The sequence below is a fragment of the Treponema zioleckii genome (assembly GCF_014737315.1).
GTDB classification, from domain to species: domain Bacteria; phylum Spirochaetota; class Spirochaetia; order Treponematales; family Treponemataceae; genus Treponema_D; species Treponema_D zioleckii.
This window is the reverse complement of sequence record NZ_JPUF01000001.1, coordinates 75,090-97,050: the sequence shown is the minus strand read 5'-3', so window position 1 is coordinate 97,050 and position 21,961 is coordinate 75,090. Positions and strand designations below refer to the sequence as shown.

Annotated in this window: 15 protein-coding genes; 6 read left to right on the top strand and 9 right to left on the bottom strand. The window is 42.7% G+C overall.

The features are described 5' to 3' along the window. Positions 1-18: 18 nt before the first annotated feature. Positions 19-1,215 carry a bifunctional phosphopantothenoylcysteine decarboxylase/phosphopantothenate--cysteine ligase CoaBC gene (gene coaBC / locus JI65_RS00380; RefSeq protein WP_191013375.1) on the top strand — a complete coding sequence of 399 codons (1,197 nt, stop codon included), beginning with the start codon at positions 19-21 and terminating at the stop codon, positions 1,213-1,215. Here the strand turns inward: coaBC and JI65_RS00375 are convergent. Further along, a complete protein-coding gene (locus JI65_RS00375; protein WP_191013374.1) occupies positions 1,190-1,855 on the bottom strand; it encodes a hypothetical protein in 666 nt (221 codons plus the stop codon). The two genes, coaBC and JI65_RS00375, sit on opposite strands and share 26 nt — an antisense overlap. Before the next feature lie 10 nt (positions 1,856-1,865). After that, entirely contained in the window at positions 1,866-3,014 is a 1,149-nt protein-coding gene (locus tag JI65_RS00370; RefSeq protein WP_191013373.1) for a C40 family peptidase, read from the bottom strand. 145 nt (positions 3,015-3,159) lie between these two features. On the opposite strand from JI65_RS00370, the gene JI65_RS00365 reads away from it, so the two are divergent. The 3 genes from JI65_RS00365 to JI65_RS00355 all read left to right on the top strand — a co-directional run bounded on the left by JI65_RS00365 (position 3,160) and on the right by JI65_RS00355 (position 7,059). Then, a complete protein-coding gene (locus JI65_RS00365; RefSeq protein ID WP_191013372.1) occupies positions 3,160-3,687 on the top strand; it encodes a hypothetical protein in 528 nt (175 codons plus the stop codon). Positions 3,688-3,996: 309 nt separating this feature from the next. Further along, on the top strand, positions 3,997-4,926 hold the full coding sequence (pyrF, locus tag JI65_RS00360; RefSeq protein WP_191013371.1) for an orotidine-5'-phosphate decarboxylase: 930 nt from the start codon (positions 3,997-3,999) through the stop codon (positions 4,924-4,926). A gap of 90 nt (positions 4,927-5,016) precedes the next feature. Continuing rightward, positions 5,017-7,059 carry a pectinesterase family protein gene (locus tag JI65_RS00355; protein WP_191013370.1) on the top strand — a complete coding sequence of 681 codons (2,043 nt, stop codon included), beginning with the start codon at positions 5,017-5,019 and terminating at the stop codon, positions 7,057-7,059. A 349-nt stretch (positions 7,060-7,408) separates the two neighbouring features. On the opposite strand, the gene JI65_RS00350 is transcribed toward JI65_RS00355, so the two are convergent. After that, entirely contained in the window at positions 7,409-8,470 is a 1,062-nt protein-coding gene (locus tag JI65_RS00350) for a Gfo/Idh/MocA family protein (protein WP_191013369.1), read from the bottom strand. Positions 8,471-8,654: 184 nt separating this feature from the next. Here JI65_RS00350 and JI65_RS00345 point away from each other — a divergent pair, with 184 nt between their 5' ends. Further along, on the top strand, positions 8,655-9,581 hold the full coding sequence (locus tag JI65_RS00345; protein ID WP_191013368.1) for an aldose epimerase family protein: 927 nt from the start codon (positions 8,655-8,657) through the stop codon (positions 9,579-9,581). On the opposite strand, the gene JI65_RS00340 is transcribed toward JI65_RS00345, so the two are convergent. From JI65_RS00340 to JI65_RS17625, 4 genes are all read right to left on the bottom strand, one after another. Beyond that, positions 9,571-11,859, bottom strand: a complete 2,289-nt coding sequence (locus JI65_RS00340) for an EAL domain-containing protein (protein WP_191013367.1) — start codon at positions 11,857-11,859, stop codon at positions 9,571-9,573. The two genes, JI65_RS00345 and JI65_RS00340, sit on opposite strands and share 11 nt — an antisense overlap. 73 nt (positions 11,860-11,932) lie before the next feature. After that, positions 11,933-14,233: an EAL domain-containing protein gene (locus JI65_RS00335; protein ID WP_191013366.1), complete on the bottom strand. Its 2,301-nt coding sequence runs from the start codon at positions 14,231-14,233 to the stop codon at positions 11,933-11,935. A gap of 141 nt (positions 14,234-14,374) precedes the next feature. After that, a complete protein-coding gene (locus JI65_RS17630) occupies positions 14,375-14,788 on the bottom strand; it encodes a tRNA-dihydrouridine synthase (RefSeq protein ID WP_340138420.1) in 414 nt (137 codons plus the stop codon). A gap of 34 nt (positions 14,789-14,822) precedes the next feature. Beyond that, a complete protein-coding gene (locus JI65_RS17625; protein WP_340138419.1) occupies positions 14,823-15,338 on the bottom strand; it encodes a tRNA-dihydrouridine synthase family protein in 516 nt (171 codons plus the stop codon). A 301-nt stretch (positions 15,339-15,639) separates the two neighbouring features. On the opposite strand from JI65_RS17625, the gene hisIE reads away from it, so the two are divergent. Continuing rightward, positions 15,640-16,941 carry a bifunctional phosphoribosyl-AMP cyclohydrolase/phosphoribosyl-ATP diphosphatase HisIE gene (gene hisIE / locus JI65_RS00325; RefSeq protein ID WP_191013365.1) on the top strand — a complete coding sequence of 434 codons (1,302 nt, stop codon included), beginning with the start codon at positions 15,640-15,642 and terminating at the stop codon, positions 16,939-16,941. Between the two features lie 460 nt (positions 16,942-17,401). Here hisIE and JI65_RS00320 read toward each other — a convergent pair whose 3' ends face one another. Continuing rightward, positions 17,402-19,651, bottom strand: coding sequence for a flagellar assembly lytic transglycosylase (locus JI65_RS00320; protein WP_191013364.1), 2,250 nt, complete (start codon positions 19,649-19,651; stop codon positions 17,402-17,404). Between the two features lie 63 nt (positions 19,652-19,714). After that, positions 19,715-21,865: an Hsp70 family protein gene (locus JI65_RS00315; RefSeq protein ID WP_191013363.1), complete on the bottom strand. Its 2,151-nt coding sequence runs from the start codon at positions 21,863-21,865 to the stop codon at positions 19,715-19,717. Positions 21,866-21,961 lie beyond the last annotated feature (96 nt).

Below are 21,961 nucleotides of genomic sequence, written 5' to 3'. Positions count from 1 at the left end.
ATCAATAAAATGTGCAGTATGCTGAAAAACAAAACTATAATTCTTGGTGTAACAGGAAGCATTGCGGCTTACAAAGCAGCTTCTCTCGTAAGCCTTCTCGTAAAGAACCATGCGAATGTTCATGTAATTATGACGGAACATGCCGTAAACATTATCAATCCGATAACTTTTGAAACGCTTACCGGAAATAAATGTCTAATCGATACTTTTGACAGGAATTTTAAATATGATGTGACTCACATTTCGCTTGCAAAACAGGCGGATTTGTTTATGGTCGCACCGGCAACTGCAAATACAATCGCAAAACTTGCCCACGGGCTTGCCGACGATATGCTGACGACCACGTTTTTGGCTTCGACTTGCCAAAAAATGATTTCTCCAGCAATGAACACGCAGATGTTCGAAAATCCCATTACTCAGGACAATTTAAAACTTTGCCAAAAATACGGAATGAAAATTATTGAACCTGCGAGCGGGCATTTAGCCTGCGGGGATTCCGGACGCGGAAAAATGCCGGAGCCAGAAACACTTTTTGCCCATATAGTTCAAGAAATCGCCTATAAAAAAGACCTTGCCGGCAAAAAAATCATCGTTACGGCGGGACCAACTCAAGAATCAATTGACCCGGTACGATTCATCACGAACCACTCCACGGGAAAAATGGGCTATGCCGTCGCTAAAGCAGCAGCTGCCCGCGGTGCCGACGTTACGCTCATTTCAGGTCCTGTAAATCTTGAAGAAGTGCTTTTCTGCAAAACGGTGCACGTTAAAACCGCAAAAGAAATGTTTGAAGCAATCAAAAACGAATACGAAAAAGCCGACATCGTTATAAAATCGGCAGCGGTGGCAGATTACAGACCAATCACGTGCGCACAAGACAAAATCAAAAAATCGGATGACGAACTTTCAATAAAACTTGAACGAACGCAGGACATTTTAAAATATCTTGGTGAAAACAAAAAAAATCAGTTTTTGTGCGGATTCAGCATGGAAACTCAGAATTTAATCGAAAATTCAAAGAAAAAACTCGAAAAAAAGAATCTTGATATGGTCGTTGCGAACAATTTAAAAGTTTCAGGGGCGGGATTCGGAACGGAAACGAACGTGGTTACGATAATCACCAAAAATGGCGTAAAGGAACTTCCGCTTTTAAGCAAAACGGAAGTTGCGCATAAAATTTTGGACGAAATTACCAGCTTACAGACCAGTTTTTAGCGTCAGTGAGCGTTAAAAGTTCACCGAGAGTCACGCTGACTTTGTTGGTCTTTTTACCGTCAGGACTTTCGAGCAAAATTGAAAGATTTCCTGTAACAAGTTCCTTCGCAAAAGTTGGGCCGTACATAGACGAAAGCAAATCCTCGTATTGTTTTACACTCATTTTTTCGCCAATCAGGCACGGAATGAGCATCAAATCAAAATACGACTTGCTTTCGTCATCTAGCCGATTGTAAATCTCCTGAATCTGTTTTGGTCCAATTGTGAGCGTTAGTGAATTTTTTGTGCGCGAAAGAACCATTGCCTTAAAAAGCTCACTCTTCGCCACGGAAGGGACGTTTCCAGATGCATTTAGAGAAGTTACAGACGGCGTTGAAGCCTTTGCATCACTGATTCCGGCATCGGTGAGCACAAGAATAATATCCTGAGCCGAAAAAATCGCTCCGTTTTCAGGAAGCCCCGAAATCGAGCGCAAAGTTTTTGCCGCATTTTCAGAAAATCCAGTCTTAAAAGAAATACTAGCCCCATCTCCCTGAGTTGCCTTTACAGAAATTTGAGGTGTGCATGAAAAAAAACAGACTGCCGTTAAAGCCAACGGCAGCCAGGCTGCACAACGGTGCGCAGTTTTAAAAAAATTCATCTTTTAATCCTTAGAGAATGTTTGATATTGGGAGCGATACCCTTATTCCAGAAGAAAAAACAAGCCCGGAGGTTACACTATTTCTTGCTCGCAATGCGGTACCGTCCATTTTGTTGAATACAGTGTAATGAATATCCTGAAAAATAGAAATGCCGCATTTTCCAACTTTTAGGCTCGGAGTGTTCCACGCCACGCCCATGATTCCCGGAAAAAATGACGATTTTATTTCCTCGCCGTCGTATTCAGGCGTACCCGCGGTGATTACCGGACCCATAAAAATTCTGGTGTAGTCTCCGAGCGTAAGCGTCAAGACTACAGGGAACTGCATAACTTTTGTGTCCGAATCGTAGCGAATGTAAGTTCCAAGCCCCGGACGAAAATTCTCACCGTTGTAGCAGGCATGAATCATCGAGTCAACGCCACGAAAATTCAGCCTTACAGAATTGGGGGTAAAAAAATTCCAACCGATTCCAAGAGAAGCATCAAGGACAATTTTTGAAAGGAATGAATCCTGATTTTTTGAAGCGAGCATGTCCGGGGTAACAAGTTCCAATTCACCATCAGATTTTTCTGATTTTTGAAGATTTTTTGGGGAACTCCCAGAATCCGCATCGTCAGTTTTTACTGAACTAGCAGACTCATTTTTTACCTCCTTGCTCACAGACGGAAGAAATTTTCCGGCTCCTGCATAGCATTTATTCCAATATTTATCGGTTTTTAAATTGGTGATGATGATTCCGGTTCTTGGACCGTCGCTCGCACTGTGGATAAATTCATCATTTCCAAGCCAAATTCCTACGTGAGAAATCGTTCCGCTGGAGGTCGTCTTAAAAAAAACCAAATCGCCGGCCTGCAAATCGCTAAGTTCAATTCGGCTGGTGTATGAATAAAGTGCTCTTGAGGTTCTCGGAAGGTCTATTCCGATTGAGCCTTTTGCAGACGCATAAACAAATCCCGAACAGTCAAAAGAATCCGGCCCGATTCCGCCGGCCTTATAAGGCTTCCCAAGAAAAACTTTTCCGTATTCAACAAACTGGGAACGCATTTCGGCAGCATTTTCTTTTGGCAAAGCGGCCGGCTGCGCGCAAACTCTAGGAATCAGCAATACAAAAAGAATCAAAAAAAATGACGATATTGCGAAGTATTTTTGTTTTATCATACTAAAATTATCGGTTGTAAATTTTATTTTGTCACGCTGTTTTGATTTCTCAACTTTTTTAACGCTTGCGTCCGGTTACTTTTTTTTTGTATAGTTAATATAAAAATTCTAACAGATAATTCTAAGTTAGAATAAAGGAGTTTTTATGAAAAAGTTGAACAAAATTTTGCTGGCACTTTTGGCATTCATTGCAGCAGGATTCGTAGCTTCGTCTTTTGTCTCATGTTCAGATGATGACGATGATAATGGCCCTAGCTTAGTTGCAACATACAAATCTTCCGTGGACGCTGATAACTATAGCTACATTTATTGCTATTCGGACAATACTTTTAAGGCAAGCGGCCGCATTAAAGACGTTATTGGGGAAGGTTCTGATTTCTATTATGTCATTGATATGGTTTTTGCAACCGGAACGTATTCTGGAAACCCAACAGCCGATGGAACAGTTTCTTTCACAACAAAAAAAGAGGCTAATACAGATGAAAGTGTGATGGAGACCAAAGTTACTGAGGCTGTTGCCGCCGGCAAATCTTCTGTTACATTTACAAATTCAGACTTTCCTCTTACAGCTGTAACAAGCGAAGAAACTTTTCAAGCCACAATTAGTGGCACAACGCTAACATTGCCAGCTACTGATGAAGAAGATGATGAGGAAGTCTATACACGACAGTAAATTTTTAAGGATTTTCATCTAGTTTTTACGCCGCCTAAAAAATAACGGGCGGCTTTTTTGTTTGTCACTCGGAGCCGAAAAAATCGTCATGGGGCTATTCAAAAAGAATGAAGGCGATGGCTGAGCGGAGTCGAAATCACCACATACAGTGAGATTGTCACTTCAACCTCGCTCATCGACCGAATGAAACAAAGTTTCTGGCAGTTCTATCTATGCCCTTGTTTCCCGGCAAGCGCACTTTGCACCCGCAAGGAAATCCTCGTTTCAATGCCCTTGTTGGTGGGCTTTTCAAATGATAAAATCAAAGGCATGAAACATAACATGGAATTGCTGCAGGAACTTGCAGCCAAAAACGGACCACTTTGCGTTGGATTGGACACAGATCCATCTTATTTACCAGCCCCACTTTTAAAAGTTCTCGGCTCGCCTGCAGAAGCTATCCTTGCTTATAACAAAGAAATCATCAGACGAATTGCGGCAGACAATTCTGCCTGCTGCTGCAAGATTCAGATTGCCTATTACGAGGCAATGGGACTTGCAGGCTTAAAAGCCTACGTTGATACAATAAAAGCCGTCAAGGATGCAGGACTCATCGCGATTTCCGACATCAAGCGCGGCGATATTGCAGACACCGCAAAAGCCTATGCACGGGCACATTTTTCCGGAGAATTTGAAACAGACATCATTACAGTAAATCCTTACATGGGATTCGACACTCTAAAGCCGTTCGCAGAATACGCAACCCCGCAAAACGGCGGCAAGGGAATGTTCGTGCTTCTGAGAACTTCTAATCCAGGAATGACGGATATTGAACAGCAGGAACTCAAAAACGGCGGACGTGTCCTTGACCGTACAGGAAACGAACTTGCCCGCCTCGGAACTGAATTCAAGGAATTTTACCCGGAACAGAAATGCTCTCCAATCGGTGCGGTAGTCGGCTGTACCGAAGAAAGCGACGCACGGCTTCTTCGCGACGCTTACCCAGAAATGTTCTTCCTGATTCCTGGATACGGCGCTCAGGGCGGAGCTGCAAGAATCGCGGCGACGCTTTTGGACAAGGCTGGCGGAACGGTAAATTCAAGCCGTGGAATTCTCTGCGCATGGAAAAAGGACGCAGACCTTGCGGACAGAGTTGAAAGCGGAAACCTTTGCCTTAAAGATTTGGCTGACGCTGCAGAAAAAGCGGCCCTCGCCTCAAAAGCAGATTTGCTCGGTGCAAAAAAGGAATTAGGAATCTAAAATCTAAATTTGAATCAGAATTTGCTAGAAAACAGATAATAAAATAGATGTAAATAAAAAAGTTTTATGAAAAACAAGGAGGAATTTTTCATGAAAAAAATGAGCAAAGTTCTTCTTGCGGCACTTCTTGCTGCAAGCACAGCTCTACCGCTGTCTGCCAAACCTTCTCCACGCGAAGCAATGACACCTACAAAAAACTGGAACCTCTACATTCCGGGAAAAGGCAATAAAAAAGACGCAGAAAAAGACTTGGCAAAATCTGGCTGGATTATGGGTGACAAGAAAAAAGGTCACTACGAACTTGTAAATTCTGACATAAAGGGACGCAAAGTTCTTAAATTCAACACGCTCGACGGCGTTAACGACGCTCTCGTTCTTCCTCTCTCTGGAAACGAAAAGAAAGTCAGCTTGATTTTTGCCGCTCAGGGTGCAGTTGACCCGGACAAAAACACGACTCCTTACGGAATTCTTTTTGGCTACGTAATGAAAGGTGAATACCAGACATTGCTCCGCCACAATTCTTCGAACCAGATTAAAGGCTCAAAGAGCATGTCTCGCCTACGCGACGAAAACAACAAGCAGATTGACATTGTAAGTGACTGGCACGAATACCGAATGATTTTTGACGTCGCAGATCCTGAAAAAATGACTTCAAAACTTCTTATAGACGGAAAAGTCGTTCACACAGACACCTGCAAAAAAGTTAACGTTGACCATCCGTTGCAGTTCACGGATTCAGAAAGCGATGCAACAGCTTACCTGAACGGAAAAGGAAACTTCCTTGAATTCGGTGACAACGACAGCTCTACGAATGCATTCGGACGTTACGCATATCTTCTCGTAGTACTTGACGAAGACGTTGAGAACACACCGATTGCTGAACTTGCAAAAAAAGCGAACTCAAAGGTTGACCTTTCTGTTATGCCGACTTGCTCAAAAGATTCTGGCCCAAAAAGCAAGCGACCTGCTAAAAAGCCAGCAGGAATCAACATTCAGGGAAAAGAAGTTGGTCTTTCGGACAGTTTTATGGACAGAAGCGAAATTGAAAACGGTACTCTCGATTTAACCGCCCTTCCATACTCGCAGAACGAAACTTTAGTAACCCGCAAAAATCCTTCTGTTCCAGAAATGACTTTTGCCGCAAAAGTCGGTGCCAACGAAAAATACAAGACGATTGCTTCTGCAATTGACGCAGTTCCGGAAGGCTCTGCAATTCTCGTTCAGCCTGGACTTTACTACGAAAAACTCGTAATCACAAAACCTGGAATTTCGCTCATCGGAACAGATCCTGCAAAAACAATTATTTACGGCTACGAAGCAGACACTGGCGGAATCAACGGAAATATTCTCGTTGAAGTAAACTACCTTCCAAAGGGAACTACCACAAATCCTGGCGAAAAGGCTTCTATTCCAGAAAAACCAGCCGTAAACGCATATTTTAACCTTGTAAACATCACTCTCTACAACAAGGGTGCTGAATGGAACAAACTCTGGGGCGGCTCAGAAAGACGTTCAGAAACTCTCGGTCTCTTCGGAGTTGACCGTGCGTTCATCGACAACTGTATTTTCCTCGGTCAGCAGGACACGATTTACTTTAGAAGCGGCCGAATCTACATGAAAGATAGCTACATTGAAGGTGACGTTGACTACATTTGCGGTGGGGCCACAACTGTATTTGACCACTGCCAGATTCACACAATCAACTATGCGAACGGCGGAATCATCGTTGCCGCGGCGGCAGCCGACACTGGCTATAAATCAACAGCAGGATATGCAAACGGTTATGTTTTCAAGAACTGCCTGATTACTGCTGATGAAGCCTTTGAAGAAAGCAAAGACGGAAAACGCGTAACTCTTGGTCGCGGAACTTGGGTTGGCGGTTCAGCTACAAGCGAAACTGCAACTGGCAAAACCGTTTACTTGGACTGTGACTTTACAAAATTCTTGAACAAAAAGGCTTGGAATGACTGGGATTCAGTTAACACTGTTGACAAGGCATTCTTCCGCGTTCAGAACGCAAAGGGTGCAGGCGCTTCGATTGTAAGCGGACTTCAGGAATTGAATTCAAAAGAAGCTGCTCTTTACGGAAACGTAGAGTCTGTCCTCGGATTCAAGCCAGAATTGCAAAAATAACGGAAACGCTGAAAGCTGGCTTTACGAATACAAGTCAACTTGTGCGTTTCCCGCGAGTTTTCTTTCGAAAACTCGCGCTCTGGTGGGTATACTTGCAGAGGCTCACGAAACACGGCGAAAAGCATAGCCGCGTTTCGTGGGGGTAGCTTTGTTGCTCACGCCTCGCTCGCAACTTTGGGAGTAGAAGCTGACTTGTGCGTTCCCCGTGTGTTTTCTTTCGAAAACTCGCGCTCTGGTGGCTATGCTTGCAGAGGCTCACGAAACACGGCGAAAAGCACAACCGCGTTTCGTGGGGCAGTTTTGTTGCTCTCCCCCGCTCGCAATTTTGGGAGAGATGAAATAAGTTTCTTCAACGACAATTGGTCGCAGAACGGATTGAAGCAGAATTTTCATCTTTCAAAAGTGCACGGATTTCTTCCAGTACTCTTAAATCTTTTATAGCATCTTCCAGCGGACTTTTTAGAGTGGATTTTCCGTCCAAAAAGTCCACCGCATTCTGAATCATATTCGAAAAATAACCCGTCTTTTTTGGCAATTTGATTTTTTGATTCGTCAGTGAATAAAATCCAGAATACAACTTTGATTCCTCACGAAGATAATATTTTGCGTAGCCGTTACCAACGCAAATCCGGCCGAGAGTGCCCAAAACATCAATTTCAAAAGCAAAGAATTTGCTCCGCCCGCTCATAGACACAGTGATTTCAGGGATTTTTTTTGTCTCAAAATGGGCCTCAAAATTCCGCACGTCGCCCTGCTCGTCCTTAAAAATTCCAGTTACAATCGGATTTTTTAATTCCTCATCCGTAAGAAAATGAACGATATCCACGAGATGAGTGCCGTCGTGAAGAAGACTGTACGCTCCGCTCGCTTCGTATTTTTCGCCGTAAACACGCAGTCCCGAAAAAAGATTCGCTTTTACGCTCTGAATTTCCCCGATTTTTGAAAGAAATTCTTTTGCCGCAACGTAGTCAGCCGAAAATCGGCGTTCGTGATTCACCATTACAGGCACGTTATTTTTTTGCGTCGCCAAACGGATTTTTTCGGCTTCAAGAGAATCCAGTGCAACGGGCTTTTCAAGAATCACAAGTTTTGGTTTAGAATTGATTGCGTTAATGCATTCCGAAAGATGAGAGTTTTCGTTTACCGCAACGGTAACAATGTCGGGGTGCACAGAAGCAAAAAGTGACTCGCTCGTTTGAAAAGTTTTTATATCTTTTCGATGTGATTTTTTTGAGACGAAGTTTTTCCAAGCATCAAGTTTTTCTTCATCAGAATCACAACCTGCAATCAAATCAATTTTTTTGTTCTGCAACAAAGCCATCGTGTGGCTCGCAGGCTGCTCACGTTTTTTGTCAAAACCAAGCGAAAAACCGATTCTTCCAGTTCCAATCAACGCTGCCGTGTAATTCATTTTTTTGCCCCTTGTCTTTTTTTGAGGGAACTTCGAAAAACTAACAGAGTTTTTCAAGACCCCCTTGATTCAATTCCGACTTTTAGTTTAACCGCTGAGTCGATTCGCGTCCACACGAGTTTTTCAACTAAAAAAATCTTTCAGCCATATTGTCCGTAAAGGTGGTTTGGCATAAACTTATTGCATGACTATTACATTAAAAAACGACAACTATGAAGTTGTCCTGAACACCCACGGTGCCGAAATCAATTCTTTTAGAAGCGTAAAAGACGGCACTCAATACGTTTTTGAAGGTCCAGAAAGCATCTGGAAATTCCACGCACCGGTTCTTTTTCCGCATGTAGGTCGCATTAAAGACGGATTCTACACTGTCGGGGAAAAAGAATATCACCTTGTAAACAATGGAATGAGCCGCGATTTGGAGCACAAACTTCTTGAACAGACTGCAACAAGCGCGACTTTTGAACTGACTGAAAGCGAAGAAACATCCGACAAATTCCCGTGGAAATTCTCGCTCAAAACCCATTATGAATTAAAAAACGACGGACTCGTTTTTACGACCACCGTTACAAACACAGATTCCACAGAAATTTCTTTTAGCCTCGGAAGTCACACTGCATTCTGCTGTCCACGAAACACCGACCCCGCAGGAACAACAAACGCTGACTACCAATATGAATTTGAAAAGAAAGAGCCTCTCACAACAGTTCTCTTGAACGACGCAGCCCAGCTCGCAGTTGACGAGGAAGGAACGGCTCCTTGCACAAAACCTTACGGCGAAAAAGAAGCAGGAATCATCCCAATAAACGCAGAAGGATTCGGAAACGGACATTTCTTTACTGCTTTCAACTCAAACTGGGTTGGACTTCGCAACAAAAAAGACGGCTCGCTCGTAAAAGTAAATTGCGCAGGCTACCCATATCTTATGGTTTGGCAAGGCGGCAAAGGTTCGGAAGGTGCCAGCGGAAACGGCTTCAACTGCATTGAACCGTGGTATGGCACAGCTGACGCAGAGAACACTGATCACGCATGGGAAAACAAAGGCGGATTGATTTCACTTGAACCTGGCAAGTCATTCACAGCCGACCAGTCAATCACAATCACGAAGTAAAATATTGCGATTCAAATTCTTCCGGGGTGAGCGGTTTTGAAAAATAGTAGCCCTGGAAGGTGTCGCATCCGAGTTCCTTGAGCATTTCAACCTGCTCACGCTCTTCAACGCCTTCCGTAAGAACCATCATGTCAAGGGACTTTGCCATAGAAATTATCGATTCAAGAATAATGCGGCTCCGTCGCATGTTTTCGGTCTTTTTTAGAAAAACCATATCGATTTTTAAAATATCAGCCTTAATGTCTTTAAGCATATTGAGAGACGAATATCCGCTTCCAAAATCATCAATTTCAATCTGAAAACCATATTCCTGCAATTTTGAAAAGAGCAGCATGGCTTTCTTAAAATCCGTCATAATTACAGTTTCGGTAATTTCGATTTTTAAGTGCGACGGATTGATTTTGTATTTTTCAACCAGTCCTGTAAAAGTCTTGTAAATATCAATAAAATAAAAGGCCTTTGCCGAAACGTTCACGGAAATATGCACGTCGCCAAGTCCGCGCTCATTCCAATCGCGTATCTGGCGGGCGGCCTGCTCCCAAATATAACGGTCGAGCCTGTAAAGAAGCCCGGCTTTATCAAGAACAGAAATGAAAGATTTTGGATAAATGAATCCGCGGGTCGGGTGTTGCCAACGCGCAAGGGCTTCCGCACCAAAAAACGAACCGTCCACCCCAATTTGCGGCTGAAGATACATTTTAAATTGCCCTTCCTCAATCGCCTGGTCAAACTCGCCGAGAATATTTTTTTCTTCAAGAAGCTTGTCCATGAGATTCGAATCGTAACGCGCAAAAACACGTGACAAATCATTTGAAATAGCATTGATTGCAATCAAGGCCTTGTCGAACATTATCTGGGCATTCTCAAAACGTTTGCGTGGCTCGTAAATTCCGAACTGAAAGTGAATTTTGTAAAGCGTGTTCAGAGTAACGGTCTGCATAGATTTTAGTTTTTCAAGGAAAAAATCTTCCTTAAAGCTGGATTTTGGCATGTAAAGCGCAAATTTATCATCATTTATGCGGCCAAAAATCATTCCGCTGACGACAGAAACCTTTGTTACCGCAACGACTTTCTTTAAAATCGCATCGCCGGCTTTTTCACCAAAAATCTCGTTTATCATTTTAAAATTCTTGATGTTCGAGCAAATCAGAATCATGCCTTCCGTGGAATTCCGGGAAATAGCCTCGTTCACCTGCTTAAAAAATCCAAAGCGGTTAAGCGCACCTGTCAAATCATCGTGGGAGCCTTCGTATTGCTCCTTCTGAATCTGATTTATTTCTTCCGTTTTGTCCACAAAAATCAAAAAGGAACCGATTTTAGACAACTCACCTTCGTTTTTGTCTTTTAAATCAGACGTGTCTTTGTATTCCACCTGAAAATGATGGGACTTGCCGCCGTAAAAAAAACTGTCCGTCTGGTCAGAAATATTGTCGCGGGGAATGCTGAGCCAAGACTCGCGGTACTGTTCGGCATCTTCGTAACTGTTAAAAAGATTTTCCGCCTGAGAATTCATCCATTTGCATCTGCCGTCAATATCATAATAAACCGCAGCCTCGTCCATTGAAAGACAAAAAGTAGCCAGAATCTTTTGCAAAAGTTCTTTCGGAAAACCAAATGACGTGTAATACGTCAAAAAACTTCCCAAAAGCGGATAGAGCGGCACCGAAAAATCCAGCGGGAAATTAAAATTGTAGCTCAAAAAATTCGCAATAACCGTAACAAGATATGCGATAAGAATTATTCCGAACTGTCGTTTATAAAATCGCGGACTCGTAATAAGCATTTTAAAAAGCACAAGAACGTTTGCAAGCGCTATGCCGTAGCAAAGTCCCAGATGAATAAAATGAACGTTCTTTAGATAAATGCCCCAATACGAAAAATCATAAACCGAAACGATTTTTACCAAATCAAAACTATGATGAAAAAATGAATTTGCGATTATTGAAACCGAATCGATTACGCCCAAAATCGTAAGACCGATATTAACCGACTTTATCGTTTTTTTTAGTTTTGAAAATTTCAACGTAAAAAATAGCATCGACATTACAAGCCAAAGCGTGCTGATAAGATAAAGTTCTTCAAAAATCAGCGAGATTTTATATTTTTCGCTCATCAAAAAGCCAAGATAAATTATGCTCGTGGCGATTGCAAGAAAACACGGAATCGAAAGTATTTTTTTGTGTTCTTTCCTGCTCCTAAGAATTTTGGCAAAGAGCACCATCAAAACTGAGACGATTAAAAGTAAAACTATCGTATAAACAATTTTTGAAATTTTCATTTTGTTTTTCGGTATTCCTGAGTTTAGGACATCTCTAAAAACTGAAGTTTTTGGAGATTCCATTTATTTTATTTTATGCCGGCGAATCTTTCAAATATTTTGATTCAAAATCGAAAACGCTCACAGGTTTTGAAAAATAATATCCCTGAAAAATATCGCAACCGATTTCCGTAAGAAAATCAACTTGCGAATCATTTTCGACTCCCTCCGTCACAATCGTAATTCCCAATGTTTTTGCCATTTGTATAATCGACGTAAGAATTTTTTTGCTTCTGGTCGTATTTTCTGTTTCACGCAAAAATTCCATGTCGATTTTAATTACATCGAAGCGAATATCTTTAAGCATGTTCAGCGACGAATATCCGCTTCCAAAATCGTCCATTTCAATATGGAAGCCGTACTCCTGCAAATTGTCGATTACAGTCTTGTGCAAGTCAATGTCGTGCATAAGAACGGTCTCGGTAATTTCAAGTTTTAGATTTTTCGGCGAGATTTTGTATTTTTCCACAAGTTCCGTAAAACTCTTGTACAAATCAAGATAATAAAAATCTTTCGCCGAAATATTTACGGCAATGTACAAGTCAATGCCCCTTTTCTGCCATTCGGCAACCTGCTTTGCAGCTTCTTCCCAAATGTACTTGTCCAAACGGTGCAAAAGTCCCATATCCTCAAGAATCCCAACGAACGAGTTAGGAAAAATAAGCCCCCGTTCAGGATGATTCCAGCGCACCAACGCCTCGGCCCCCATAAGTTTTTGGTCTGAGCTACGAACTTGCGGTTGCAGATACATGCAGAACTGCCGTTCTTCGAGAGCGGACACAAAATCATTCGTAATGTTCTTGCGGTCGGCAAGCGAATCCATCATTCCGGAATCGTAGAAAGAAATTGACTGGTCATAATCGCCTTGAATGCTTTTTATGGCAAGCAAAGCTTTGTCGTACATTTGAGAAACATTTTCGTAAGGGTCGGCAATTTCGTAAACGCCAAGATAAACATGAAGCTTGAAATTTATGCCTTTTATAAAATCCTGCAATGCCTGAGTATCTTTTACAGCTTCTTTTTCGTCAAAATCGCGCTTGTTCATCAAAATTGCAAACTTGTCGCCAGAAATTCTTCCGACGATTACGTCGTTCATTTTGATTGCGGCAAGCTGCTCGGCCTGCCGTTTTAAAAGCTCATCCCCAAAATGCTCGCCCAAAAGATCGTTCACGAGTTTAAAATTTTTTATGTTGGTACAAAGAAGCATTCGCGGAGTCGTGCTGTCGTTTCGGATTATATCGCACATTCGCTTAAAGAAAGTTTTGCGGTTCAAAAGTCCGGTAAGAGAATCGTGAGTTGAATTGTAAGTTTCTTCTTCGAGCCGTTTGCGTTCATCCGTAATATCATCAAATTTTATGTAACTTCCGATGAGCCTGTTTTTGGAATCACGAATATTTCTAAAAATCTCCAAAAACAAACGCTTTTCGGCAGAAAATCTTCCGGTCGGAACAACGTTGAACTCGATTTCGCGGGTAATTCTGTCGTAATTCAGACTCCTGAAAAGCTCAATCTGCTCAAGGATTCTTTTGTCGTCGCGAATTCGCAAAGTTGCCTTTTTGTTCGCATGAATCAGCTTGCCGTCCGCGTCAAAACACAAAAGTCCGCTTTCCTGATTTTCCGTAATTTGCGAAAAAGTCGTAATTTCGGCTTCCGCAGGAACAATATAAAAAGAAAAATAAAAAGCCAGAATCGTAAGAATTGAATACAAAAAGACCGAATAATTGATTTTTGTGATTCGTCCAAAAGTTACGAAAAGTGCATTCAAAATCAACGTAGTAATAAACGCAATCAACAGAATCTGATAATTTTTTCTGTAAATTTTCGGGGAACGCAATAATTTTCGCACCAATTCCAGAATTGTGCTCAACGCCATAATGTAGCACAAAAAAGCATGAATATAGAAGAAAAACTCGTAGTGAATAGCCCAGTAAGAAAACGTTGAACCTTCATAAACGGCTTGCAATTTAAAAACGTGCGCCGTAAACGAATTCGTAAGGATTGAAAATCCATCGATAATCGCCAAATCAAAAAGCACCATTTTAAAAAGCCTGTTTTTTCGTAACGAAGCCGACTGTTCGGTAAAAACGCACGCGTATTCAAATGTCAGATACAAAATCCAATCCAGAACCGCAAGATAAAGCGAAAAAACGATTTTTGAATATTTTTCGTCCGGAAAAATGATTGGGATTGTATAAAAGATGAGAGCTAAAAGGACCGCAATGTTCAATTTTAAAAGCGGCATAGCGATGCTTTCACGTTTAAAAGCTATCGCAAATGCACTGTATGAAAGTAAAACTGTAAAGATTATTGAGCCAATTACAAAAAAAAATCTCATCGATAAAATTATAAATTAGAATTCTTCAAAAAGATAATACTTTTTTCCCTATTGAAATCTATCAATTCTGGAAAAGATTATCGAAACGGCGCAACGGGCGACCAACAGATTTTTACTCTCGCAAGTTTATAATTGCCTTCTTTACGATTTTGGAAAAAGAATTTTATCGTCTGGGCATTTTTCAAAATAGGCTCTTACCCTTGCACGTGCGTCGTCGTTGTCTTTGGCATTGAGCATTTGAGTCTGAAAATAATGCGCGAAGCTAAAATTCAGGCAGTAATACGCAAAGAACCGTTGCAATCGGGTTTTCCAGAATTCTTCTGGCTGACACTCCTCAACGTCGTTTATAAAATCAAGCGCAAGCTGCTCACAGTCAATGCGAGCATCGGTGAGCAAAAGTGAAAGCTCTGCAAAAATCCAGGGTTTTTGAGCCGCGGCACGCGCAATCATAATTCCGCTTGCTGACGGAGAGGCTTTTATTGCATCATCATAAGATTTTTTGTCTTTTATGTCTCCGTTCAGAATCACAGGAATTTTTGGAAATTTCTTCGCCAAATCTTCAACAATCTGCCAGCGGCTATGCTCACGGTTACTTTTCTTTTTTTGTGCGTGGATGGAGCGTAAGCATCTCAACACCTTCGTCAACGAGCATTTTGCAAAAATCAAAAAGTTTTTCCTCGGTAAAATTTTCATCGCCCAAGCGAAGTTTTACAGAAAGTCTTTTTTGCCCAGAAGCAGTTTTTACGCTTTTTACGAGATTTCGGGTTTCGTCGAGTGGCTTCAGCATCCACGCAACGCCGGCTCCGGTATTCGCAATTTGAGGTGCGCTGCAGCCCATGTTTATGTCAATTCCAAGCCCTTCTCGCTCAGAAAGGATTCTTGCGGCTTCGGTCATGTAATCTGTGCGGCTGCCGGTAATCTGCCAGACGATTTTTTCTGGCTCAGGCCCGCTCATCAAATAAAATTTTTCAAAAGGTCCCATGTGAATCAAAGAACCTGCGTTTATCATTTCGGTAAAATATTCGTCGCAGCCACCAAAACGTGCGACACATCTTCTAAAAGCCTCGTGGCTCAAAGTTGCCATGGGCGCAAGGATTTTTTTCATATTTTCCTCAATTGTCCTGTTGTCTAGTTTATTTTCAAATGCTGGCACGATTTCCACTTTATAAGCATGTTGACAAAAAATTGTCGGAACGAGAGTAAAAAACGGCTTTTGTGAACGTTTGCAAGGGGAGCCGCTTTGCGGCATCAATAGTTTTCCTTGCACCTTGCACCGCGTGAACAAAAACGGCTTTTTACGGTAGTGCAGACAATTTTTTTACACTTGCAAGTTTGTAATGCGGAACTCGTGTGAATGCAGACAGATTATAGCATGATACGCCATCATTCTGATATAATAAAGCACTATGGTAATCGCAAGTATTGATATGAAAGACGGACGCGTTGTCCAGTTGAAAAACGGCAAGGATTTGGTGCTAGAGCGTGATGATGCTGATGCATTGATTTCTGATTTTGATAAATATGGCGAGGTTGCCATAATCGACCTTGACCAGGCTCTCCGAAACACGGACGAAAAGGGAAACACAAAGAACACAGCTCTTTTAAAATCCCTTCTCCGAAAAGGAAACGTTCGCGTTGGCGGCGGAATCCGCGACGTAAAAAAAGCGCGAGAACTGATTTCTTTGGGCGCGGAAAAAGTTATCGTCGGCTCAGCGGCATGGAATCCTTCTCCAAAAGCCGGGGAGTCGATTTTGAACACCGCTTTTCTTGAAGAACTGAACAAAGCAATCGGCAAACAGCGCGTGATTATCTCGGTTGACGCAATCAACGGAAAAATCGCCGTAAAAGGCTGGACAGAAACCGTTGATATTCCGCTCATCGACGGAGCAAAGGAAGCCGAAAAATATTGCTCGGAACTTTTGTTCACTTGCGTAGAAAAAGAAGGCTGTATGCAGGGAACGGACATGGAAGCCGTAAAAGCCCTACGTGCAGCGGTAAAATGCCGTGTAGTCGCTGCGGGTGGCGTTAACAGTCTGGAACAGATTGCAGAACTCGAAAAAATCGGTTGTGACGTGCAGCTCGGAATGGCTTTGTATACAGGCAAGGTTTCGCTCAAAGATTCATTCATAAACTGTCTTAATTTTGAAAAAGTTGACGGAATGATTCCTGTCATCGCCCAGTCTCCTTCGGGCGAAGTTCTGATGATGGGATATTCAAACCACGAAGCATTTGAAAAAACTTTTAAAACAGGAAAACTCACTTTCTTTAGCCGAACAAGAAACACTTTGTGGACTAAAGGCGAAACTAGCGGTCACTTTTTGGAACTAGTAAAAATGCGCGCGGACTGCGACAGGGACACTGTTCTTGCAACGGTAATTCCGCACGGCGGCGTATGCCATACAGGAAGCTTCAACTGTTTTACAAGCGAGGCTGACGCAAAATCAGATTTGGAAAGATTGTACGGAACGATTTCGGAACGATTCGCAAATCCGCGGCCAGGAAGCTACACCGCAACCCTCGACGACAAACGTGTTCGCGAAAAAGTTATGGAAGAAGCAGAAGAGCTTACCGACGATGCCGAATCAAAAGACGAAGTGATTTGGGAAGCGGCAGACTTGCTTTACTTTGTGAGCGTCCTTATGTACAAAGAAGGTGTAACTTGGAAAGACGTTTACAACGAACTTGACCGAAGACATAAAGAAAAATAGGGAACGCGACAAGTTAACTTTGAAACTTTAGGTTGACTTTGTGCGTTCCCCGCAAAGTTTTCCTAACGGAAAACTCGCACGTTGGTGGGTACACTTGCAGGTGTTCACAAAACACAGCAGCAAGGAAAGCCGCATTTTGTGCGTGCAGTTTTGTTGTCCAGCGGGTCGCGGACAACTTTGAGTGCGACAAATCTACTTACAAGACACTCGCAAACGGGGAACGCGACAAGTTAACTTTGAAACTTTAGGTTGACTTTGTGCGTTTCCCGCAAAGTTTTCCTAACGGAAAACTCGCACGTTGGTGGGTACACTTGCAGGTGTTCACAAAACACAGCTGCAAGGAAAGCCGCGTTTTGTGAATGAAGTTTTGTTGCTCGCGAGTCGCGAACAACTTTGGGGTGGTCGAGCCAACTTACGAGCACTTGCGGTGGTTGAGCTTGTCGAAACCACCTAACAGTTTTCACTTTTCCACGTCCCAGCCGAAAATCTCTTTTACCACTTCCGACGGATTTTTGTCGTAGTAAAGCCAGCCATACAGAGCCGAAGTTGAAATAAGTTTTTTTCCGTAGTTACGGGTTTCTTCGTACGGAACTGTTTCTAGCCACAAGTCCAAGCTGATTCCAGAAATTTTTGCGGCAGGTCTGCCCGTCGTTGCCCAATCGCGCTTTGAGCCACGAATCCACTTTCGAACGTTTCCAGAGCCACCGTTATAGCCACACATTGAAAGAAGAATATTATTCTCCTCGGCTTTTGAAATTAACCACGACATGTAATATGTTCCAAAGCGGATATTCGTCTCGGCATCAAAAATATCGTATTCATCAACTTTGAGTTTTTTAGCAACTTCTTCGGCAGTGCTTTCCATGAGCTGAGAAAGGCCCATCGCGCCCGCCCCGCTCATCGCATTCGGGTCAAAAAAACTTTCCGAACGGATAAGGGCATACATAACGTATTCAGGAACGCCGAATTCCTCGCAGTATTTTTTTACAAAAGCCTTAAAAAATCTCGGATAAACAAGCTCCGAAAGTTCCCGAGGCAACTTTCCAACTGAATTCTCTTTTGTCCACGTAGCAATTCTAAGGCTCTGCACGTTGTAACTCGTGTCATGCTCGCCACAAGCCGACAAGAATTTTGCGGCAGAAATTCCCTCTTGCGCAGTAAGCGTCTTTCGGTTTATGAGCCATTCAGTAAATATCTTTTGCGGAAAACCGTACTCCGCATACCCGGCAAGCAAAGCACCTGCATCGGTAAGCTGAGCAACTTCATTCACTTCATCATCTTTCTTAGGATTTTTGTTCGCATCCCCGGAAGCAGTCGATTCAAGTTCAGCCTTAACGCCTCTCGAAAGCATAATTGATTTTATGTATTCTTTGTCCAAAATATTCAGTCGCTCAAGGGCACAAACTTTGTAATAGACCGACGTTCCTTCCGAAAGCGCGATTGTAAACGCGTCCACAGCCTGGCGTGTTTTTAGGCCAGCCCCGCCCCTCGCAAGGCCTTCCTCAATGAGCCTTCCAGAAATGTAAGCGTACTTTCCGGTCGTGTAACCAGAAAAATTCGAATTAGTCTCTTTCCAAACCCTGTAAAAATCCTGCCATTTCTGGCTGGAAATCAAAAGAACTGAAAGTGACTCAAAAAAATCGTCAAAATATTCAGGGTCATTTATTTGCGACCCGTAAAGTTTTAGCGTGTCGATAATATCATCTGTCGAAGCCCTGAGCTGAAAATCAAGGAGATACCAAAGGCAGTTGTCAAACTGCGCCCCATCTTTCGCCACCTCAAGGGCACTCGTAAAGCGATTCGAAGTCTGCTTCTTGTATCGACCGGCTTTGTCGTACATTCGGGCAGCGTAAAAATACGCATAGAATTTTTTACTTCCTTCAAGTTTGTCAGCAAGTTTGTCAAACTTCATTGCGGTACGATAAAAATTATCCGTACCATAAAAGCTTGCCTTTCCAATGTCCGAAAGAATTGTATCCTCAATTTGGGCATTTTTTTTCTCGTAAATTCCAAGAATTTCGTCAACTTCGGGAAAAGCCACATTATAATTTTTTGAGTGAATGTTTCTGTGGAACTCAAGGATTTTTTGCTCGTCCGTCAAAAAAGATTTTGAAGCATTCATCACCACGCCAAGGTCGGCATCCTCGTTGAGCGTAATTCCCGTAAGCGCAAGATACCGTCTGTAAAGCGCAAGATGCTCAACCGAAAGCGGGCGGACAATGCACCAACGAAAGTATTCATCAATAAAACGGGAATCGTTTCGTTCAATGAGAGAATTCAGGCGAAGCTGAATCAATTCGTTCGGTGATTTTTCAAAATCCACCTTGTTCGTAATCGAAATGACTTTTGCAAACTCGTTATTCTTAAAAAACTCACGACCAGCAATTATCAAATCACTTTCGTCATCAGAAAATTTCTTGGCAAGATATTCAGCAGCTTCCATTCTGTCCTGAACGTTTCCGAGCAAAGTCAACGCTTCCGCACTTCGCTTGGCAATCAGCGGAGAAGCATTTTTTCGCGCAGACTTAAAATATCGCGTGGCAGTCGGCTCATCTTCTTTGTCAGCGGCCTGTAGCCCCAAAAAGTAAAACGAGTCGTTTTCGTGTCTTTCCTTTGCAGAATCAGCTTTTGAATCTTTGCATGAACTAAAAAAAACAAGACTAAAAACAAGACAAGAGAGAAATGATTTAATTTTAAAAGATACTTTCATAAATTGATATTTCCAAAAATAAAGGCTGTCCAGCACTACGGTCGAACAGCCTCTATTTTATCATTACTCGTTAGGAATAAGAATATCTGTACCCGAAATAATTATATCAGGATTTGGAATGCTATTGTAATCAGCAATCTTAGGATACTTCCACGGGTTCTTGTAGAACGAATCCGAAATATCCCAAAGCGTGTCGCCCCACTTGATTCTGTACGGAACGGCATCCTTTTCAGGATTTGCGGGTACAGGTTGCGGAACCGGAACTACGTTTTCCGGCTCTGTAGTGATTACAATCTTATCCTCAACAGCAACCGGCGCAGACTTAGCAGGTTTTTCTGCAACAGGCTCTGGCTCTGAAGGTTCAGAAGATTTTTGTTCACTGATTCCGTTTGCAGCTGGCTCTGAAGCAGAAGTCTTTTCAGCCTCGCCAGAATCACCTTTTTCTTGCGCACCAACCGATTGGGTTTCGCTTGCAGGTGTTTGAGTTTCTTCTGCAGGCGGCAAGAGATTTATTTCCGTTGATGCTTCAGGAACTGGAGCCGGCTCTGCGTTCAAAGGCTCACTTACAGGAGCTGGTGGCGGTGGAGGAAGTTCCTCGCTAGTTTTTTCAGCCTTCGGCTCGCTCTTAACATTCGTTACGTTCGTAACATTCGTTTCATCTCTGTAGCGAGTATTACGAGATTTTATCAAGTTGTACTTAGACGGAATTACGAACAGAACAAGAATTGTTGCAATCACACAAATAATCGCACAAACCACGCAAATGATTACAGGAACTCTTGTCTTCTTTTTTGTTTCCTCGTGATCAGCGTAAATGTCGGCATGCTCACCATTCAAAGTCTCTTTGTCGTACAAATCAGAGAAGTCCATTGACGAACCAGCTGCGGCAATTCCAGAATCGGTTTTGGTAGAATCAAAGTCATTGAAGTCTGTACCAAAATCAGTGCTGTCAAATGAATCATTGTCGAGAGCACTCGTATCAAACTCGCTTACCGGGTCAGAATCAGTGTTCTTGAAGATTGGATCGTCAAGGTCATCCTTTGTCAAAAGTCCAGAAAGTCCCGTTGCGGAAGCTCCGCCACTAACGGCATTCTTTTCTGCATTATTATCATCTTCTGGAATTGAGAAGTCGCCAAAATCAGGAAGTGTCTCTTCTGAAATATCAGCAGATTTGTCATCCGCAGATTCGGTATTGTCACTTCCAAAGTCGTCGAATGAAGGCGCATCTAGCGCACTTGTATCGAACAAGTCTTCATTAGAAGTCTCGCCCGGCTTTTCGTCTTCAACAGTCTCTTCAAACGGATTTTCAAGATCAACGGATTTAACAGCCTCGGACTCGTTAAGCGGATCAACGAACGAAGACTCAGCAGGCACATCAAGTCCGTCTGCATCAAACTTATTGTCTGCAAAATCATCGTTGACCGTAGTATCGTCAGCAGGAATATCATCAGACTCAGCTACAGTCTCCTCTGCATCAAGTTCTTTATTAAGTTCTTCAAAACTTGGAAGGGCACTTTCATCCGCAACGATTGCGTCAGCTGGGTCCGGTCCGTTTTCGTTAACGACTTCCGCATTGTCAAAACTGAATTTGTCGTTTGCCAAATCCGCAACTTCGGTCTTCGAATCATCCGCCGTTGAATCAGGAATCGAATCAAGATTCAACTCATCTGTGATTTCAGGCACAGCCGTCTGCTCCGAAGGAGTGTCCAGGTTCGCAAAATCTTCATCCGTAATTTCATCAAAACTAAATTCGTCATCAGAGTTTTCAGGAGCAACATCAACGTCGCCGGCATTTTCGGCAACCGTCGCATCATCTGAGTCTGGCAAATCAACGTCACTTGAGCCAGAAACTGCAAAGTCCGTTGGAGCGTCGCGTTCTGCGAGCGTGCGAGAAATCAATTCAACTTTTGTCTCGCTCTTTTTTCCAGTTTCCGGATCTACGACTTCTGCCGTAAGCTCGTTATTTTCATCAAGCCCCATTTTTAAATGGAGTTCAGGTTCGCCGTTCGGATGAGGATTCAAGCTTGTCACTTCAAGAGTGTCAACGTACTCAGCATTCTCCATCGTGCCGTCTTCTGAGCGGTAAAGGTCAATCTGAACTTTAGACTGGTTATCCTTTGCCGTCGTCAAGTCAAGCATCCTGACTTTAGGAGTGCCCTCTTCCAATATCGGGTAAAATGTTCCGTCTGCAAGCTTTATTCCAATCGTTTTCATGCTTTCACTGCCCCATTTTGAGAAATACTGTCTAAATTATCGGTTTTAAAATTTTAAAACATAAGATTCAAGGGGTCAACCCTTAAATTAATATGG

What these genes read in the sequence shown, in the direction of transcription:
- coaBC (WP_191013375.1), top strand. Translation starts at nt 19, where the DNA reads ATGCTGAAAAACAAAACTATAATTCTTGGTGTAACAGGAAGCATTGCG.
- JI65_RS00375 (WP_191013374.1), bottom strand. Translation starts at nt 1,855, where the DNA reads ATGAATTTTTTTAAAACTGCGCACCGTTGTGCAGCCTGGCTGCCGTTG.
- JI65_RS00370 (WP_191013373.1), bottom strand. Translation starts at nt 3,014, where the DNA reads ATGATAAAACAAAAATACTTCGCAATATCGTCATTTTTTTTGATTCTT.
- JI65_RS00365 (WP_191013372.1), top strand. Translation starts at nt 3,160, where the DNA reads ATGAAAAAGTTGAACAAAATTTTGCTGGCACTTTTGGCATTCATTGCA.
- pyrF (WP_191013371.1), top strand. Translation starts at nt 3,997, where the DNA reads ATGAAACATAACATGGAATTGCTGCAGGAACTTGCAGCCAAAAACGGA.
- JI65_RS00355 (WP_191013370.1), top strand. Translation starts at nt 5,017, where the DNA reads ATGAAAAAAATGAGCAAAGTTCTTCTTGCGGCACTTCTTGCTGCAAGC.
- JI65_RS00350 (WP_191013369.1), bottom strand. Translation starts at nt 8,470, where the DNA reads ATGAATTACACGGCAGCGTTGATTGGAACTGGAAGAATCGGTTTTTCG.
- JI65_RS00345 (WP_191013368.1), top strand. Translation starts at nt 8,655, where the DNA reads ATGACTATTACATTAAAAAACGACAACTATGAAGTTGTCCTGAACACC.
- JI65_RS00340 (WP_191013367.1), bottom strand. Translation starts at nt 11,859, where the DNA reads ATGAAAATTTCAAAAATTGTTTATACGATAGTTTTACTTTTAATCGTC.
- JI65_RS00335 (WP_191013366.1), bottom strand. Translation starts at nt 14,233, where the DNA reads ATGAGATTTTTTTTTGTAATTGGCTCAATAATCTTTACAGTTTTACTT.
- JI65_RS17625 (WP_340138419.1), bottom strand. Translation starts at nt 15,338, where the DNA reads ATGAAAAAAATCCTTGCGCCCATGGCAACTTTGAGCCACGAGGCTTTT.
- hisIE (WP_191013365.1), top strand. Translation starts at nt 15,640, where the DNA reads ATGGTAATCGCAAGTATTGATATGAAAGACGGACGCGTTGTCCAGTTG.
- JI65_RS00320 (WP_191013364.1), bottom strand. Translation starts at nt 19,651, where the DNA reads ATGAAAGTATCTTTTAAAATTAAATCATTTCTCTCTTGTCTTGTTTTT.
- JI65_RS00315 (WP_191013363.1), bottom strand. Translation starts at nt 21,865, where the DNA reads ATGAAAACGATTGGAATAAAGCTTGCAGACGGAACATTTTACCCGATA.